Source organism: Pseudomonas vanderleydeniana (assembly GCF_014268755.2).
Lineage (GTDB): Bacteria > Pseudomonadota > Gammaproteobacteria > Pseudomonadales > Pseudomonadaceae > Aquipseudomonas > Aquipseudomonas vanderleydeniana.
In genome coordinates, this window is sequence record NZ_CP077093.1 from 2,052,577 (window position 1) to 2,068,111 (window position 15,535).

The 15,535-nt window shown below is 63.7% G+C and carries 16 protein-coding genes; 11 read left to right on the forward strand and 5 right to left on the reverse strand.

Features of this window, described 5'->3' with window-relative positions:
* Positions 1-55 precede the first annotated feature (55 nt).
* Complete coding sequence (locus HU752_RS09285; RefSeq protein WP_010449884.1) at positions 56-538, forward strand: chemotaxis protein CheW; 483 nt, start codon at positions 56-58, stop codon at positions 536-538.
* Complete coding sequence (locus HU752_RS09290) at positions 539-931, forward strand: DUF2802 domain-containing protein (protein ID WP_186677550.1); 393 nt, start codon at positions 539-541, stop codon at positions 929-931. It abuts the gene before it with no gap.
* A gap of 519 nt (positions 932-1,450) precedes the next feature.
* Here the strand turns inward: HU752_RS09290 and HU752_RS09295 are convergent.
* The 5 genes from HU752_RS09295 to fliK form a co-directional block, all read right to left on the reverse strand.
* A complete protein-coding gene (locus HU752_RS09295) occupies positions 1,451-3,010 on the reverse strand; it encodes a type VI immunity family protein (protein ID WP_186677548.1) in 1,560 nt (519 codons plus the stop codon).
* Between the two features lie 2 nt (positions 3,011-3,012).
* Positions 3,013-3,891 (reverse strand): VRR-NUC domain-containing protein, encoded by an 879-nt coding sequence (locus tag HU752_RS09300; protein WP_186677546.1) that lies wholly within the window; start codon positions 3,889-3,891, stop codon positions 3,013-3,015.
* Positions 3,891-6,278: a type VI secretion system Vgr family protein gene (locus HU752_RS09305; protein WP_186677543.1), complete on the reverse strand. Its 2,388-nt coding sequence runs from the start codon at positions 6,276-6,278 to the stop codon at positions 3,891-3,893. Before HU752_RS09305 ends, HU752_RS09300 begins: the two co-directional genes overlap by 1 nt.
* Before the next feature lie 236 nt (positions 6,279-6,514).
* Positions 6,515-6,844 carry an EscU/YscU/HrcU family type III secretion system export apparatus switch protein gene (locus HU752_RS09310; protein WP_186677534.1) on the reverse strand — a complete coding sequence of 110 codons (330 nt, stop codon included), beginning with the start codon at positions 6,842-6,844 and terminating at the stop codon, positions 6,515-6,517.
* Positions 6,841-8,412, reverse strand: coding sequence for a flagellar hook-length control protein FliK (gene fliK, locus HU752_RS09315; RefSeq protein ID WP_186677532.1), 1,572 nt, complete (start codon positions 8,410-8,412; stop codon positions 6,841-6,843). Before fliK ends, HU752_RS09310 begins: the two co-directional genes overlap by 4 nt.
* Positions 8,413-8,573: 161 nt before the next feature.
* Between fliK and ccmA the strand changes: the two genes are divergently transcribed.
* Genes ccmA through ccmI form a run of 9 tightly spaced genes read left to right on the forward strand, consistent with a single transcriptional unit; the run spans position 8,574 to position 15,525 of the window.
* Complete coding sequence (gene ccmA, locus HU752_RS09320; RefSeq protein ID WP_186677530.1) at positions 8,574-9,245, forward strand: cytochrome c biogenesis heme-transporting ATPase CcmA; 672 nt, start codon at positions 8,574-8,576, stop codon at positions 9,243-9,245.
* Complete coding sequence (gene ccmB, locus HU752_RS09325) at positions 9,242-9,910, forward strand: heme exporter protein CcmB (RefSeq protein WP_186677528.1); 669 nt, start codon at positions 9,242-9,244, stop codon at positions 9,908-9,910. Before ccmA ends, ccmB begins: the two co-directional genes overlap by 4 nt.
* Positions 9,911-9,954: 44 nt before the next feature.
* A complete protein-coding gene (locus HU752_RS09330; RefSeq protein WP_186677526.1) occupies positions 9,955-10,713 on the forward strand; it encodes a heme ABC transporter permease in 759 nt (252 codons plus the stop codon).
* Positions 10,710-10,886 (forward strand): heme exporter protein CcmD, encoded by a 177-nt coding sequence (ccmD, locus tag HU752_RS09335; RefSeq protein ID WP_186677524.1) that lies wholly within the window; start codon positions 10,710-10,712, stop codon positions 10,884-10,886. Before HU752_RS09330 ends, ccmD begins: the two co-directional genes overlap by 4 nt.
* Positions 10,883-11,338 carry a cytochrome c maturation protein CcmE gene (gene ccmE / locus HU752_RS09340; RefSeq protein ID WP_054064092.1) on the forward strand — a complete coding sequence of 152 codons (456 nt, stop codon included), beginning with the start codon at positions 10,883-10,885 and terminating at the stop codon, positions 11,336-11,338. The genes ccmD and ccmE overlap by 4 nt, the downstream gene beginning before the upstream one ends.
* A gap of 2 nt (positions 11,339-11,340) precedes the next feature.
* A complete protein-coding gene (locus tag HU752_RS09345) occupies positions 11,341-13,314 on the forward strand; it encodes a heme lyase CcmF/NrfE family subunit (RefSeq protein ID WP_186677521.1) in 1,974 nt (657 codons plus the stop codon).
* Complete coding sequence (locus tag HU752_RS09350) at positions 13,311-13,847, forward strand: DsbE family thiol:disulfide interchange protein (RefSeq protein WP_186677519.1); 537 nt, start codon at positions 13,311-13,313, stop codon at positions 13,845-13,847. Before HU752_RS09345 ends, HU752_RS09350 begins: the two co-directional genes overlap by 4 nt.
* A complete protein-coding gene (locus HU752_RS09355; protein ID WP_186677517.1) occupies positions 13,844-14,314 on the forward strand; it encodes a cytochrome c-type biogenesis protein in 471 nt (156 codons plus the stop codon). Before HU752_RS09350 ends, HU752_RS09355 begins: the two co-directional genes overlap by 4 nt.
* Positions 14,311-15,525, forward strand: coding sequence for a c-type cytochrome biogenesis protein CcmI (ccmI, locus tag HU752_RS09360; RefSeq protein ID WP_186677515.1), 1,215 nt, complete (start codon positions 14,311-14,313; stop codon positions 15,523-15,525). The genes HU752_RS09355 and ccmI overlap by 4 nt, the downstream gene beginning before the upstream one ends.
* Positions 15,526-15,535 lie beyond the last annotated feature (10 nt).

Consider the following 15,535-nt stretch of genomic DNA (forward strand, 5'->3'; position numbering starts at 1 on the left):
GCCAGGCCGTCAGACAGCACACACACCGTATCAACGGTAATCGAGGGGCAGGGGTATGAATAAGTCAGCGTCTTCACAGGGTTCCGATGATCCAATCCTGCAGTGGGTGACGTTCAAGCTGGACAATGAGTCCTACGGCATCAACGTGATGCGGGTCCAGGAAGTCCTGCGCTATACCGAGATCGCCCCGGTACCGGGTGCGCCGAGCTACGTGCTGGGCATCATCAACCTGCGCGGCAACGTCGTCACCGTGATCGACACCCGCCAGCGTTTCGGCCTGATGCCGACCGAAGTCAACGACAATACCCGTATCGTCATCATCGAGGCCGACAAGCAAGTGGTCGGGATCATGGTCGATAGCGTGGCGGAAGTGGTCTACCTGCGTCAGTCGGAAGTCGAGACTGCACCGAACGTCGGCAACGAAGAGTCGGCCAAGTTCATCCAGGGCGTCTGCAACAAGAACGGCGAGCTGCTGATCCTGGTCGAGCTGGACAAGATGATGACTGAAGAAGAATGGTCCGAGCTGGAGAGCATCTGATTGATTCTTGAGGTCGTAGTCATCCTGCTGTTCCTGTTGTGGATCGGGACGGCGGGGATGTTCGTGGTCCATGTGCGCAACCAGCAGAAGATCGCCGCACAGCAGGCCGAGGGCGATGCGCTGCGGGACCAGCGCATCAGGGAGCTGGCCCGCCGGGTCGACAACTTCCAGAACGGCACGGTCCGCATGGGCGAGGATCTGCACGAGCTGCGTGCGGTGGTTGCGCCCCTGCCGGACAAGCTGGCCCAGCTGGAGCAGCGCGACCCTTCGACCCTGTCCTTCGCCCAGGCCGCCCGGCTGGTTGGCATGGGGGCCAGCGTCGATGAGCTGACCCAGGCTTGTGGCCTGACCCAGGCCGAGGCCGAGCTGATGAGCAAGCTGCATCGCGGTTGATGGATTCGACTCCCGCTGTCGATCGCTCCCACGCTCGCGCGTGGGCGCGAGATTGTTTTGATCACGCCTGATTACCCAGTGTCACTGCGGATGCCATGATCCGTTTTGGATAGGTTTGAATCGTTTTGCGAAATAGTCTTGGCCTTTCTCTGCAAGCCCGCTCTTGCACACAAGTACATCTTTACCGATAGAAATGAGTGGGTGATCGCTGAGGTGGGCAACAGTCCCTGTTTCCCCAATACGGTGATCCATTCGTCCGCCGAGAAGGGGCGAGTCGCCGCCGCCGGGCATATCGCCAATCGGCAAGGAGTCATCGTCGTATCAAACCATCCCGAGCGTTATGCTGCGCAAAACACTGAGAGCTCGGGGCTGGTTATCTCATACTTGAACGGTCTCGGTGTCGATGCACGGACCTTTCGCAATGATGCCGGCCTGGTAGAGATTCCAGCAGACTACGTCCCTTGGTGCGCAGGCTTCGGGGGCGTTTGCTTGAGGGCGGTCAGGCTTCGACAGTTACTGTCAGGTAATGATGTTTTTCAGATCCACCCAGACCCAGAGGACCTTGTCGCCGTCGATCGTTGGCATCGGGTCCTTGTACTCAAGGTACTGGTCGTTCCCGGGCCGGTATTCGCAGGTCCAGGTTCCCGGCCACGGGCAGAGTTCGCCGCTACGCGCCCGTGTGCCCCCTTCGGTCCAGCGCCAGCGGACGGCCCGGTATTCGTGATAGGGCAACGGGGCGTTCAACTGGCGTGTGCATTCCGTGTACGGGTCGCTCTCCAGTTCCCAGCGCCCTTCGCGCGGGGCCGGTTCGCCACTGCTGGCATGGCGTGACGGCGTCTGATCCGTATCCAGTTGCCAAATCACCTGTTCGTCACCCGACTCTGCTGGCAGGGCCGGCAGTGTTTCGCCCTGTTTGAACGCCTGTCGGGAATACGGTCGATGCGCGACGAACCACCAGCCATCCTGCAGGCAAGGTGTGCCGGAAGCCGCGCTGGGTAGCCGCTTGGCGGGCACCGGGTCCGAAGGCAATGGATGAAAGGGCAGCCAGCGCGTGGTGGGTGTCGGCCAGTCACTGTCGGCATCGAAACGAGCTAGCCAGCGGCGGCTGTCGGCATCGGTGAAGCGCTCGTTGGGGTCGCCGTCCCATTGGCCGAAGCCCAGCAGCCCGAGGTCGTCGTTACGGATCGGCTTGAGCAGTTGGTTCAGTATCCGGGGCAGTTTGGGAACGCCGCTCTTGGCAGGATAGAGCTCTGGTTGCTCGCCCAGTTCGATCCACTGGCCGCTGCGCAGTTCGGTGATGCCGATACCGGGGTGATCGAGTGCTTCACGAACCTGCTCGCGGGTCAGGTCGAGCTTTTCACGCCAGTGGTCGGAGAGCAGGAAGGCCCAGGTTGGCGGGCGGATGCCCTTGAGCAATTCATCGTCCATGCTGTAGGCATATTCAATATCCAGGCCGTAGAAATGTGGCGTCAGTGAGCGCTCCCAGGCGCTGACCGCTCCGCGGGTGCCGAATTCGAGCGGGTTGGCCATGGCGAAGCCGCTGTAGACCTGGTGGGCACCGAGCAGGTCGATGGTCTTGAGCACGAAGCGGCGCCAGGCGTCGCGGTTGTCCAGCCACCATTGCCAGCGGTAGTAGAACACGATGGAGGAGTAGGCCGTTTTCAGGTCATCATCTGTCTCAATCCAACTGCGCCAGAAGTAACCCGCGTGTGTTGGCGAAGTGGCGTGGTTTTCTTCGTCGGTGAAAGAGAAAACAAAATAGTCGGATGACGAGGTTCTTCTGGCCTGAGCGCGCAGATCTGGCCGGCGTCTGGGATACCGATAGGGGCGTGCTGCCTCCGAGTCTATGGCGATGGTGTAGGGGGCTCCGATCAGTTGCTCGAATTCTTCGTGAATGTCCACCATCCGCAAAGAGATTTCGGCATGGTTTTCCATGTCGGCCGGGAAGTAGAAACTGATGAAGGGGCTGACACTATATTCCGCGTCAACATTGCCCCAGGCAGAGTTCGGCCATTCCTTGAGCAGCGTTACAAATCCTTCAAGGCTTTTTTCAGTAAACACTTCATGAGTGGTGCTCATGCTTATCTCCTTCTGCCGTTGTCTTCGCGTCTGTTCGGCTTCTTGTTATCTGTTTCCAGGCCAACGCAATCTTCTGGCACCCGCAGCAGCGCCACTTTCTCCTTGCCGATCTTTTCCCGGTTGATGCCCGTTTTCGGCATCATGAGGCGCACATACTGTTTCATCTGTTGCTGCTTGGCCCAGTCACGCGGAAACTTGATTTCCACGGCAGCAAACACGTTCTCGGTTTCGAACGGCTCCTGGCGGTACTCGACGACCACCAGGTCCGGGGCGAGGCTTTCCCAGGGGCGCGGCCAGAAGGGGAATACCTTGCCGAAGCGCTTGGGACGGGTAGGTGGATCGCCCAGCAAGGCCTTGCTGCTGTTCTTGTTGTAATTGGGTTCGGCCTTGAGCGGGCTGCGCCAGTCCAGCACTTCGTCCACGGCCTCGAACAGTAGCGAGGCGGTGGTCTGCTTGAGGGCGATTTCGATGGTGGTGTCGACCAGCTCGCCCGCGATCTTCTTGCGCAGGCGACGCGGCACCTTGATCGGCATCTGCAGGGCGGCGTTGCACACCTGGCTGATGACCGGGCGAAAGGGCACCTTGCGCTCGATGTACTCCTTGAAGATCAGGTTTTCGTCGCCTCTCCGGGAGACGGTGCTGTTGCCGCCGCGATCCACCACGGCAAGGGTCGAGCTCTTGATCTCGATTTCACGGCTCATGGCTTCGAGGGCTTCACGCAAAACCTGCTTGATGCGGTTCTGGTGATCGACTATGTCCCTGGCGAGGCTGGCCATGTCGGCGGCACTGTTGGCGGCGTGCCCGGCCTGGTAGCCACGGTAGGCGCGATAGGCGGCTGCAATCAGTGCGCTGGCGGCCACGGGGGCGACGGGACCTGGCATCAGTCGAACTCCCCGATCTGTTGGTCGAGAAAATCATCCGGGAACATTTCGCCGGACTCGGGGGGAAGGGGTGGGTCGTCCATGGTCGAGATCCTGGGGCGCCAGTTTTCGCTGATCTGCTGGTCCTCACGCATGATTGCCTTGTGCGCCTGTACCGACTGGCTGGTGGCAGAGGTGGTCCAGTCGGTTTCACCCGAGGCGCCGGTGAGGCCCTCGACCAGCACGGTAGAGCCCTGGACGATGGAATAACGGTAGCCGGCGAAGGCTCGCTGATCGTTTTTCAGCAGGGTATAGCGACCCAGGAATTCTTCCTCCGAGTCCGAGTCCTTATCGGCGGGTGAGAGCAGGCTACCCAAGGGATTGCCGCTGCCGACTGGCTGCTCCGAAAGCGGCCCCCTGATGTTGATCGCCAGCCCATCAAGGGTGATGCCCTGGGCATCGAGGGTGATGCTGCCCCCCGGTGCCTTCAGCACGATTCGCTGACCTGCGGCCACCTCGAACAGCGCCGTGTCCTGCTTGATGCTTTGCCCGGCACGTAGCCGGTAGTGGCGGCCTATGTGGTGTGCTGCACTTCCGGCCGTCTGGCTGTGGTGGTCCGCCGCGATCCGATCGTGACGATCATTGCCAACGTCCTCGATACGGTCCCTGCCGACCTGGCTTCGATGATCGCGAGCGAATGCCTGGATTCGATCACGACCCACCTCCAGATGCTGGTCCTGGACAATATCGATTCGCTCATCGTGACCTACCCGTTCGTGGCGATCATGGCCGATGTCGATCCGTTCATCGTTGCCGACCTTTTCACTACGGTCATTGCCCACGAAGGTGGTGTTGTCGTTCTTGACGTGGACGTTCTTGTCTTTCTCGGCATGGATGAACACCTCCTGTTGTCCCTGCTCATCCTCGAAACGCAGTTCATTGAAGCCCTGGCCCTTGTGGGTTCGGCTCTTGATGGTCATGCGCGCCTTGTACCTGGGCAGTTCATAGGGCGGCCGCTGGGTGACATGGTAGGTTCGACCGGTGGCGATGGGTTGATCGGGATCGCCGTCGAGATAGCTGATGATCAGCTCCTGGCCTACCCGCGGAATCGCCATCGCGCCCCAGGTCGAGCCGGCCCAACCCTGGGAAACGCGAATCCAGCAGGAACTGTGGTCATCGGCGCGGTCGGAGCGGTCCCAGGGAAATCGAACCTTGACCCTACCCCATTCGTCGCAGTAGATCTCTTCGCCCGGCGGGCCGACCACGGTGGCGACCTGTGGGCCATCGATGCGCGGCTTGGCGGGCAGCGACGCTTTCCACCCATCGTACCCATCGTTTCGAAGGGTTGCGCTGCCCTCGAGGCGGTAACGGGTACCGTGCTGGCTGTCGCCGGCTTCCTCCTCCAGGCTGCAGTGCTGGCTGCCGGTGTGGGTCAGGGCGATGCTGCGCCACTTGCCGTTCAGGTCATCGCGCGGATGGTCGTCGAGCCTGAAGGCCAGCCCCGGTTGCAGGCGTGCGTCGTCGCCTTCGAGGTGGGCCAGGCGCGCATCGTTGCGCAAGGCCGCCAGGCGGTTCGCGGTGAAGGGTTTGCCGGCGGCATCGCGCTTGTAGCGGCCCGGGTAATCGTAGCGTTCATAGTCCTTGTGCTGGTTTTTCAGCGCGGGGCCGTCGTCAGCCTCGTGCTGGAGGTTGTAGCGTGGGTGCTTGAAGGTATAGTCGCGCTGTACCTGTCGGGCGCTACGCACCTGCTCGGTGTAGCGGAAACCCCGCAGGGCCGGTTCGCTGGAATCGCCGCCGCCCATGGGTTGGTAAGGCACCTGGCGGTTTTCAGGCGTGTCGATGTAGCCCAGGGAATCGATCCGGCAGGCGAAGAGCAGGCAGTGGCCGTCGCTCCTGTGCTCGAAGGTATAGACCAGGCCTTCCTCGGCGGCGAGGCGGGTAATGAAATCGAGGTCGGTTTCGCCGGCTTGCACGCAATATTCGCGGGACTGATGATCCAGGTATGTATGGATATGCAGCTCGGTCCGTGGCTGGGTCTCAAGTATTTCGGTGATGATTTGCGGGGCGGTCCGGCCTTGGAAGATTCGCCAGTTCGAACGCAGTGCGGCACGGGCCAGCGTCGGTTCGACCACGGCCTTGTAGCGGGTACGACGAAAGCCGGTATCGCCCTGCTCGAACAGGCTGACCAGGCCGTGCACATGGCGGACCGCGGTGTCGTGGCGCCAAATGGTGAACAAGGCCGGCAGATCCAGGATGCGATTGAAGTCGATGGCCGGGTCGCGACTGACCAGTTCCAGCGTCAGTGCAAAGGGGCGGGACAGGCCCTCCTCCAATTCGAACGAGACCACTTCGAGGACGTCGCCCTGCTGAGGGACGAATGTGAAGCGCAGGTCGCTTTGCCGGGGCATGGGGGCTCCTTGAGTGAGCGCGCAGGAGCGTGAACGTCCTTGCGCAGGCCACTCTAGGCAGGCGTGAGCCGATGTCTCAACGGGGCGGGGACAATCAGGAGGTGCCCTACGACGTAGGGTTTACTTGGCCTTCAGTAGCGACGGTCATCGCTGACAGATTTGTACTACGTTCCTGGGCGTAAAAGACGCTTGAGCGAACAGCCGATATCGGTCGGTGCTGTTACCGACCCCGTCACTCAATAATCGTCACCGCGGTCGGTCACGTCCTTTTCGATGGGCTCCGGCAGTGGCTCGAAGCCCTGGGGCACCTGGCCCTTGAGGTTCCAGGCGAAGGCGATGATCACGGCGATGGTCCGGTACAACTCCTCGGGAATGCTGTCGCCCAGTTCCATGCGCGCCAGCAGTTTCACCAGTTCGGCGTTCTCGTAGATCGGCACTTCGTAGTCGCGGGCCAGCTTGAGGATGGCTTCGGCCAGTTCCTCATCGCCCTTGGCGGTCAGGGTCGGGGCCTGTTGGCCGTCGTACTTGAGGGCGATGGCCTGGCGTGGGGTGTTCGGGTTTCTCATGCGGTTTCGTCGACCCAGCGTTGTTCCAGTCGGGTTTGATTGCCTTGCGGTGGTGTGCCCCGGTGGCAATCGAGTTCGCCAACGTTGAGTCCCGAGTCGAGCAGGCGCTCGCGCAGGGCGTCCAGCTGGCTTTCGATCAGGCTGGCGGTTTGTTCGCGTTCGGCCCAGAGATGGCCGGACAGGCTGCCGCTCAGCAGTTGTGCCTGGACATGCAGCGGACCCAGCGGGTCGAGGTCGAAGGCCAGCTCCACCCGCCACAGCGGGGCTTTCTGTTCACGTTGCTCGGGTTTCTCGGTCGATTCCCGTTCTTCCTTTTCTTCGCGCTGGATCTTGACCTGCAAGGGCACGATGTCCTGCAGGTTGCGCATGGGGATTTCCAGTTGCCAGGTGGTCTGCAGGTTGCCGTCGGCGGTCCGGCCGGTCTGTTCCAGGCTCGACAGCTGGTGGCTCTGCAGCCGTGAGACGGCTGCCGCGGCAAGGCGCAGCAGGTTCTCCAGGTCGCCTTCGCCGGCCAGGCTCTGCAGCAGTCGCGAGGGCAGTGGGAAACTGATCGGCTGGGGCTTGCCGCCGACCTGGCCGAGTGCGCCCAGGGCGCTGCGGACAAACCCCGGCATGGCCTGGGCGAGCACGGCGGCGGAAGCGCCCGGGTTGCTGGCGGCGCCGTCCGGCAGCTCTGGCATGATCTGCGCGATCAGGCGCAGCAGGTTGCCCTTGAGGTCGGGCACCATCGCCGGGTTCTGGCCCAGCAGCAGCCTGGCCTCGAGGAACAGGCCGCTGTTCTGCAGCAACTGGGCCAGGGCCTTGGGGTTGCTCAACTGGCTGATGTCGGGCAGGTCGCCAAGCAACGTGGCGATGGCGTTGCGCAACCCGGCGGGCAGGTCGTTGCCCTGCGGCAGGTTCTGCAGCGTATTGACCAGGCTGTCCAGCGAGCCCTGGCGACCTTGCTGGGCCAGTAGCTGCTGGGTCACGGCCAATTGGTCCTGGCGCCCGCCCAGTTGCACGAACGTCAGGCTCTGCGCGCCTTCGACCAGGGCGCTCAGGAGGCTGCCGATGCGCAGCGGTTGCGGACTGTCGAGGGTCAGCGTGGTGCCGCTCAGGGCGGTGTTGAGCAGGCTGACCAGCGAGCGGTAGACCGGGGGTTGCCCGGGCGCCTGCGGCAGTGCCTGGCTGGTCAGGACCTTGCCTTGCAGCAGGGTGCCGAGCGGCAGTTGCGTGGTGTCCAGGCGGGTCAGGGCGGCGGCACTGGCGCTGAGCGCCTGTTGCACGGTAATCGCCAGGTTGCCGGCCGAGGGTTGGGTCACGGTCAGTTGGGCGCCCTGGGGCAGCGGCTGGTTGCTGGTGGCCTGCACGGTGGTCTGGCGACCGTTGTCGGTGGTCAGCTTGAGCAGCAGTTGGAAGGTCTGGTCGGTCTGCTTCAGCGACAGCACGTCGGCCTTGGCACTCTGTCCGGGGGCGATCAGTCCTTCCAGTGGCGGCGTCAGTTTCAGCAACTCGCCGGCGAGGACGGCCGGGCGGCTGCCCGCCGGGATCAACTGGGCCAGCGAAGGAATGTTGAATTCGCCTGTCATGGGGTCTCAACCTGTCGAGATAGCCCTCTTTGGAGTAGGGCGATGCATGTATAATGCCGCGCCGTCCTCCGAAAGTGTGTCCAAACTATCGGATAAATTGACACAGCTCGCTGGTACGAGCTGCAAAAGCATTTATGCTGCCTTACGTTAACGGCCGCGTCATGGCCGACTTGAGAACCGCAAAAGGCTTCGATCATTTGACCAGCCCTCTTCTAGAAGCCGCAGCGCTCGCCTGTGAGCGTGATTGGCGGATGCTTTTCGAGAACCTCGAACTGCGTCTGAGTCCCGGTGACATGTTGCAGATCAGTGGCCCCAACGGCAGTGGCAAGACCAGCCTGTTGCGCCTGCTGGCCGGCCTGATGCAGCCGACCGCTGGCGAAATCCGTCTCAACGGCCAGCCGCTGGACAGCCAGCGCAGCGAACTGGCGCGCACGTTGCTTTGGATCGGCCACGCCGCCGGGATCAAGGATCTGCTGACGGCCGAGGAAAACCTGCGCTGGCTCTGTGCATTGCACCGGCCGGCCGAACGCGAGGCGATCTGGCAGGCCCTGGCCGCCGTCGGCCTGCGTGGCTTCGAGGATGTCCCCTGTCATACCTTGTCTGCCGGCCAGCAGCGCCGCGTGGCCCTGGCCCGGCTGTATCTGGACAGCCCGCCACTGTGGATTCTCGACGAACCCTTCACCGCCCTGGACAAGCACGGTGTGGCGCAACTGGAGGAGCACCTGGCCGGTCACTGCGAGCGCGGCGGCATGGTCGTGCTGACCACCCACCACAGCCTGGCACGGGTGCCTGCCGGCTACCGCGACCTGGATCTCGGGCGGTGGGCGGCATGAGCGTCTTCGGCCTGTTGTTTGCCCGCGAAGCGCGGCTGCTGTTCCGGCGTCCGGCCGAGCTGGCCAACCCGCTGGTGTTCTTTGCCATCGTGATCGCGCTGTTTCCGCTGGCGGTCGGTCCCGAGACGAATATGTTGCAAACCTTGTCCCCCGGGTTGGTCTGGGTCGCGGCACTTTTGTCCGTCCTGCTCTCGCTGGACGGGCTTTTCCGCAGTGATTTCGAGGACGGCTCGCTGGAACAGTGGGTCCTTTCGCCGCACCCCCTGGCCCTTCTGGTGTTGGCCAAGGTGCTGGCACACTGGGTTTTTTCCGGCCTGGCGCTGGTCTTGCTGGCGCCGTTGCTGGGGCTCATGCTCGGCTTGCCGAGCGCCTGCCTGCCGGTACTGTTGTCATCGCTGCTGCTGGGAACACCGGTGCTGAGCCTGCTCGGTGCGGTGGGCGCGGCGCTGACGGTGGGGCTCAAGCGCGGCGGCCTGCTGCTGGCGCTACTGATCCTGCCGTTGTATATCCCGGTACTGATTCTCGGCAGCGGGGCCTTGCAGGCCGCGTTGCAGGGCATGCCGGCAACCGGTTACCTGCTCTGGCTTGGCAGCCTGGCCGCCCTGGCAGTGACCCTGGCACCTTTTGCAATAGCGGCTGGCCTGAAGATCAGCGTCGGCGAATAATGAGGTCTGGCCGGTTTCCGGCCAGCAAAGACCCTGGATGTACCGTGATGAACTGGACTTGGTTTCATAAGCTGGGCTCGCCCAAATGGTTTTATGGCATCAGCGGGCGCCTGCTGCCCTGGCTGAGCATCGCCGCCGTGCTGCTGATCGGCAGCGGCGTGGTCTGGGGGCTGGCCTTCGCGCCGCCGGACTACCAGCAGGGCAACAGCTTTCGCATCATCTATATCCATGTGCCGACGGCCATGCTCGCCCAGTCCTGCTATGTGATGCTGGCGGTCTGCGGCGTGGTGGGGCTGGTGTGGAAGATGAAGCTGGCCGACGTCGCCCTGCAGTGCGCAGCCCCCATCGGGGCCTGGATGACCGCCGTGGCGCTGGTCACCGGTGCGATCTGGGGCAAGCCGACCTGGGGCGCCTGGTGGGTCTGGGACGCGCGCCTGACCTCGATGCTGATCCTGCTGTTCCTCTATTTCGGCGTGATCGCCCTGGGCAACGCCATCACCAACCGTGACAGCGCGGCCAAGGCCTGCGCGGTGCTGGCGATCGTCGGCGTGGTCAACATCCCGATCATCAAGTACTCGGTGGAGTGGTGGAACACCCTGCACCAGGGGGCGACCTTCACCCTGACCGAGAAGCCGGCGATGCCGGTGGAAATGTGGCTGCCGCTGCTGCTGACGGTGCTCGGTTTCTACTGCTTCTTCGGTGCCGTGGTATTGCTGCGCATGCGCCTTGAAGTGCTCAAGCGCGAGGCCCGGGCCAGCTGGGTCAAGGCCGAAGTCCTGAACGAACTGGAGGCGGTTCGATGAGTTTTGCTTCATTCGGCGATTTCCTCGCCATGGGCCATCACGGCCTGTACGTCTGGTCGGCCTATGGCATCTGCCTGGCGGTACTGCTCATCAATGTCGCCTCGCCGCTGTTGGCTCGCCGGCGCTACCTGCAACAGGAGGCGCGTCGCCTGCGCCGGGAGAATAGCCAGTGAACCCGCTGCGCAAGAAACGCCTGATCATCATCCTGGCGATCCTGGTCGGGGTCGGCGCTGCCGTCGGCCTGGCCCTGAGTGCCCTTCAGGAAAACATCAACCTGTTCTACACCCCGACCCAGATCGCCAATGGCGAGGCACCGCTGGATACCCGTATCCGTGCTGGCGGCATGGTCGAGAAAGGCTCGCTGGTGCGCTCCAGCGACTCGCTGGACGTGAAGTTCGTGGTCACCGATTTCAACAAGTCCGTGACCATCAGCTACCGCGGCATTCTTCCCGACCTGTTCCGCGAAGGGCAGGGCATCGTCGCCCTCGGCAAGCTCAACGCCCAGGGCGTGGTGGTGGCCGACGAGGTACTGGCCAAGCATGACGAGAAGTACATGCCGCCGGAAGTGACCAAGGCACTCAAGGACAGCGGCCAGGCCGCCCCGACACCTGCGAAGGAGGGTTGACCATGATTCCCGAGCTTGGCCACCTGGCCATGATCCTGGCGCTGTGCTTTGCCCTCGTGCAGGCCTGCGTCCCGCTGCTCGGCGCCTGGCGTGGCGATCGCCTGTGGATGAGCCTGGCGCAGCCGGCGGCCTGGGGGCAGTTCGCCTTCCTGGCCTTCGCCTTCGGCGTGCTGACCTACGCGTTCATGACCGACGATTTTTCCGTCACCTATGTGGCCAACAACTCCAACAGCGCCTTGCCCTGGTACTACAAGTTCAGTGCCGTGTGGGGTGCCCACGAAGGCTCGCTGCTGCTCTGGGCGCTGATCCTCGGTGGCTGGACCTTCGCCGTGTCGGTGTTCTCGCGGCAACTGCCGCAGGTCATGCTGGCGCGGGTGCTGGCGGTGATGGGCATGATCAGCTCCGGCTTCCTGTCGTTCCTGATCCTCACTTCCAACCCCTTCTCGCGCATCCTGCCGCAGATTCCAGCGGACGGTCGCGACCTCAACCCGTTGCTGCAGGACATCGGCCTGATCGTTCATCCGCCGATGCTGTACATGGGCTATGTCGGTTTCTCCGTGGCTTTCGCCTTCGCCATCGCCGCCTTGCTCGGCGGTCGCCTCGATGCGGCCTGGGCCCGCTGGTCGCGGCCGTGGACCATCGTTGCCTGGGCCTTCCTCGGCCTGGGGATCACCCTCGGTTCCTGGTGGGCCTACTACGAGCTTGGCTGGGGTGGCTGGTGGTTCTGGGACCCGGTGGAAAACGCCTCGTTCATGCCCTGGCTGGTGGGCACGGCGCTGATCCACTCGCTGGCGGTCACGGAAAAACGCGGTGTGTTCAAGAGCTGGACGGTGCTGCTCGCCATCGCCGCGTTCTCGCTCAGCCTGCTGGGTACTTTCCTGGTCCGTTCGGGCGTGCTGACTTCGGTCCATGCGTTCGCTTCCGACCCGGCCCGCGGTGTGTTCATCCTGATTTTCCTGCTGTTCGTGGTCGGCGGTTCGCTGACGCTGTTCGCCCTGCGCGCGCCGGTGGTCAAGAGCCAGGTCGGCTTCAACCTGTGGTCGCGTGAAACCCTGCTGCTGGCCAACAACCTGGTGCTGGTGGTGGCCGCCTCGATGATCCTGCTGGGTACCCTGTATCCGCTGGTGCTCGATGCCCTGAGCGGCGCCAAGCTGTCGGTCGGCCCGCCGTACTTCAATGCGCTGTTCATTCCGTTGATGGCGGTGTTGATGGTGGTGCTGGCGGTTGGCGTGCTGGTGCGCTGGAAGGACACGCCGGTGAAATGGCTGTTCGGCATGCTCACTCCGGTATTGCTGGGCAGCGTGGCGCTGGCGGTGGTGGCCGGGCTGGTCTACGGCGATTTCAACTGGGCGGTGCTGGCGACGTTCCTGCTGGCGGCCTGGGTGGTGCTGGGCGGCGTGCGCGACATTCTCGACAAGACCCGCCACAAGGGCCTGCTCAAGGGCCTGCCGAGCCTGACCCGCAGCTACTGGGGCATGCATCTGGCGCACCTGGGTATCGCGGTCTGCGCCCTGGGCGTGGTGCTGTCGAGCCAGGAGAGCGCCGAGCGCGACCTGCGCCTGGCACCGGGCGAGTCCACCGAGCTGGCCGGCTACCACTTCGTCTTCGAAGGCGCCAAGCACTTCGAAGGGCCGAACTTCACCTCGGACAAGGGCACCATCCGCGTCATCGACAACGGCCGCGAAGTGGCCGTGCTGCATCCGGAAAAACGTCTCTATACCGTGCAGCAATCGATGATGACCGAAGCCGGAATCGATGCCGGCTTCACCCGTGACCTCTACGTCGCCCTCGGCGAGCCACTGGGCGATGGCGCCTGGGCGGTGCGGGTGCACGTCAAGCCGTTCGTGCGCTGGATCTGGTTCGGTGGCCTGCTGACCGCCCTCGGCGGTGCACTGGCGGCGCTGGACCGGCGTTATCGGGTGAAGGTCACGAGCCGTGTGAAACAGGCATTGGGCATGAGTGGAGCGACTGCATGAAGCGTTGGATGATGGTACTGCCACTGGCCGTGTTCCTGGTGGTGGCGGTGTTCCTGTATCGCGGGTTGTACCTGGACCCGGCCGAGTTGCCGTCGGCGATGATCGGCAAGCCGTTCCCGGCGTTCTCCCTGCCCGACGTGCAGGGCGAGAAGACCCTGACCCAACTCGACCTGCACGGCCAGCCGGCGCTGGTCAACGTCTGGGGCACCTGGTGCATCTCCTGCCGGGTCGAGCACCCGGTGCTGAACAAGCTGGCGCAGCAGGGCGTGCGGATTTACGGCGTGAACTACAAGGACGACAACGCCGAGGCCTTGAAGTGGCTGAAGGATTTCCACAACCCATACCAGTTGGATATCCGTGACGAGCAGGGCAGCCTGGGCCTGAACCTGGGTGTATACGGCGCTCCGGAGACCTTTTTCATCGACGCCAAGGGCGTGATCCGTCACAAGTATGTCGGAGTGATCGACGAAGTGGTCTGGCGCGAGCAACTGGCGCCGGTCTACCAGGCACTGGTCGACGAGGCCCGGCCATGAAGCGCTGGTTGGCCGCCGTTGCCCTGGGCCTGACCCTGACCGGTGTGGCTCACGCCGCCATCGACACCTACGAGTTCGCCAACGAGGCCGAGCGCGAGCGTTTCCGCGACCTGACCAAGGAACTGCGGTGTCCCAAGTGCCAGAACCAGGACATCGCCGACTCCAATGCACCGATCGCCGCCGACCTGCGTCGGGAGATCTTCCGCATGCTCGGCGAGGGCAAGGACAATCAGCAGATCATCGACTTCATGGTCGATCGTTATGGGGATTTCGTCCGCTACAAGCCGGCCCTGACCGGCAAGACCGCGCTGCTCTGGTTCGGCCCTGCCGGGTTGCTGCTGGGCGGCCTGGTCGTGATCGCCGTGATCGTCCGCCGTCGCCGCGCCCAGCGCAGCGAAACCCCGGACGCGCTTTCCGCCGAGGAGCGCGAGCGCCTCGACCACCTGCTGGATAAAAACCGCGAATGATTGATTTCTGGCTTGCTACCGGTCTGTTGTTACTGATTGCCCTGAGTTTCCTGCTGATCCCGATCCTGCGTGATCGCCGTGTCCGCCAGGAAGAGGATCGCACCGCGCTCAACGTGGCGTTGTACCAGGAACGCGTGGCGGAGCTGCAGGCCCAGCGTGACGACGGTGTGCTGACGGCCGAGCAGATGGACAGTGCTCGTGCCGAAGCGGCTCGCGAGCTGCTGGCCGATACCGACGCAGTGGCGCCTGCGCCGGTTTCGCGGCTGGGCAAGCCGCTGCCATTGCTGGCTGCGCTACTGGTGCCAGTGCTCGGGATGGTCCTGTACCTGCATTTCGGCGCCAGCGACAAGGTCGAGCTGACGCGTGAGTTCGCCCAGGCGCCGCAGTCGATGGAGGACATGACGCGCCGCCTGGAGCGTGCGGTCGCCGCCCAGCCGGACTCGGCCGAAGGCCTGTATTTCCTGGGTCGTGCCTACATGGCCCAGGAGCGGCCGGCGGATGCGGCGAAGGTCTTCGAACGCACCGTCCAGCTGGCCGGGCGTCAGCCCGAACTGCTGGGGCAATGGGCGCAGGCGCGTTACTTCGCCGATGGCAAGCGCTGGTCACCGCAGGTCCAGGCGTTGACCGACGAAGCGCTCAAGGCCGACCCCAACGAAGTCACCAGCCTCGGCCTGCTGGGGATCGCCGCGTTTGAAGGCGAGCGCTACCAGGAGGCGATCGACTACTGGAAGCGCCTGCTGGCGCAACTGCCGGCGGAGGATCAGTCCCGTGCCGCGTTGCAGGGTGGGATCGACCGTGCCAGCGAGAAGCTGGTACAGGGCGGTGGCAAGGTGGCGATGGCGCCGGTCGACAAGGCAGCGGTTGGGCAGGGCGCCCAACTCAAGGTGCGGGTCGACCTGGCTGCGGACCTCAAGGCCAAGGTCCAGCCGGGTGACAGCGTCTTCGTTTTCGCCCGTGCCACCCAGGGACCACCGGCACCGCTGGCCGCCAAGCGCCTGACGGTGGCCGACCTGCCGGCCACGGTCGAGCTGGGTGATGCCGATGCAATGATGCCGCAATTGAAACTGTCGAACTTTCCCGAAGTCCAACTGGTTGCACGGATCTCCCGCGCCGGCCAGCCGATGGCCGGTGAGTGGATCGGACGCAGCCAGCCGCTGGCCAGCAGTACCGCCGCGCAACAGAACCTGACCATCGACAGCCCGGACAAATAGAGAACCCGCC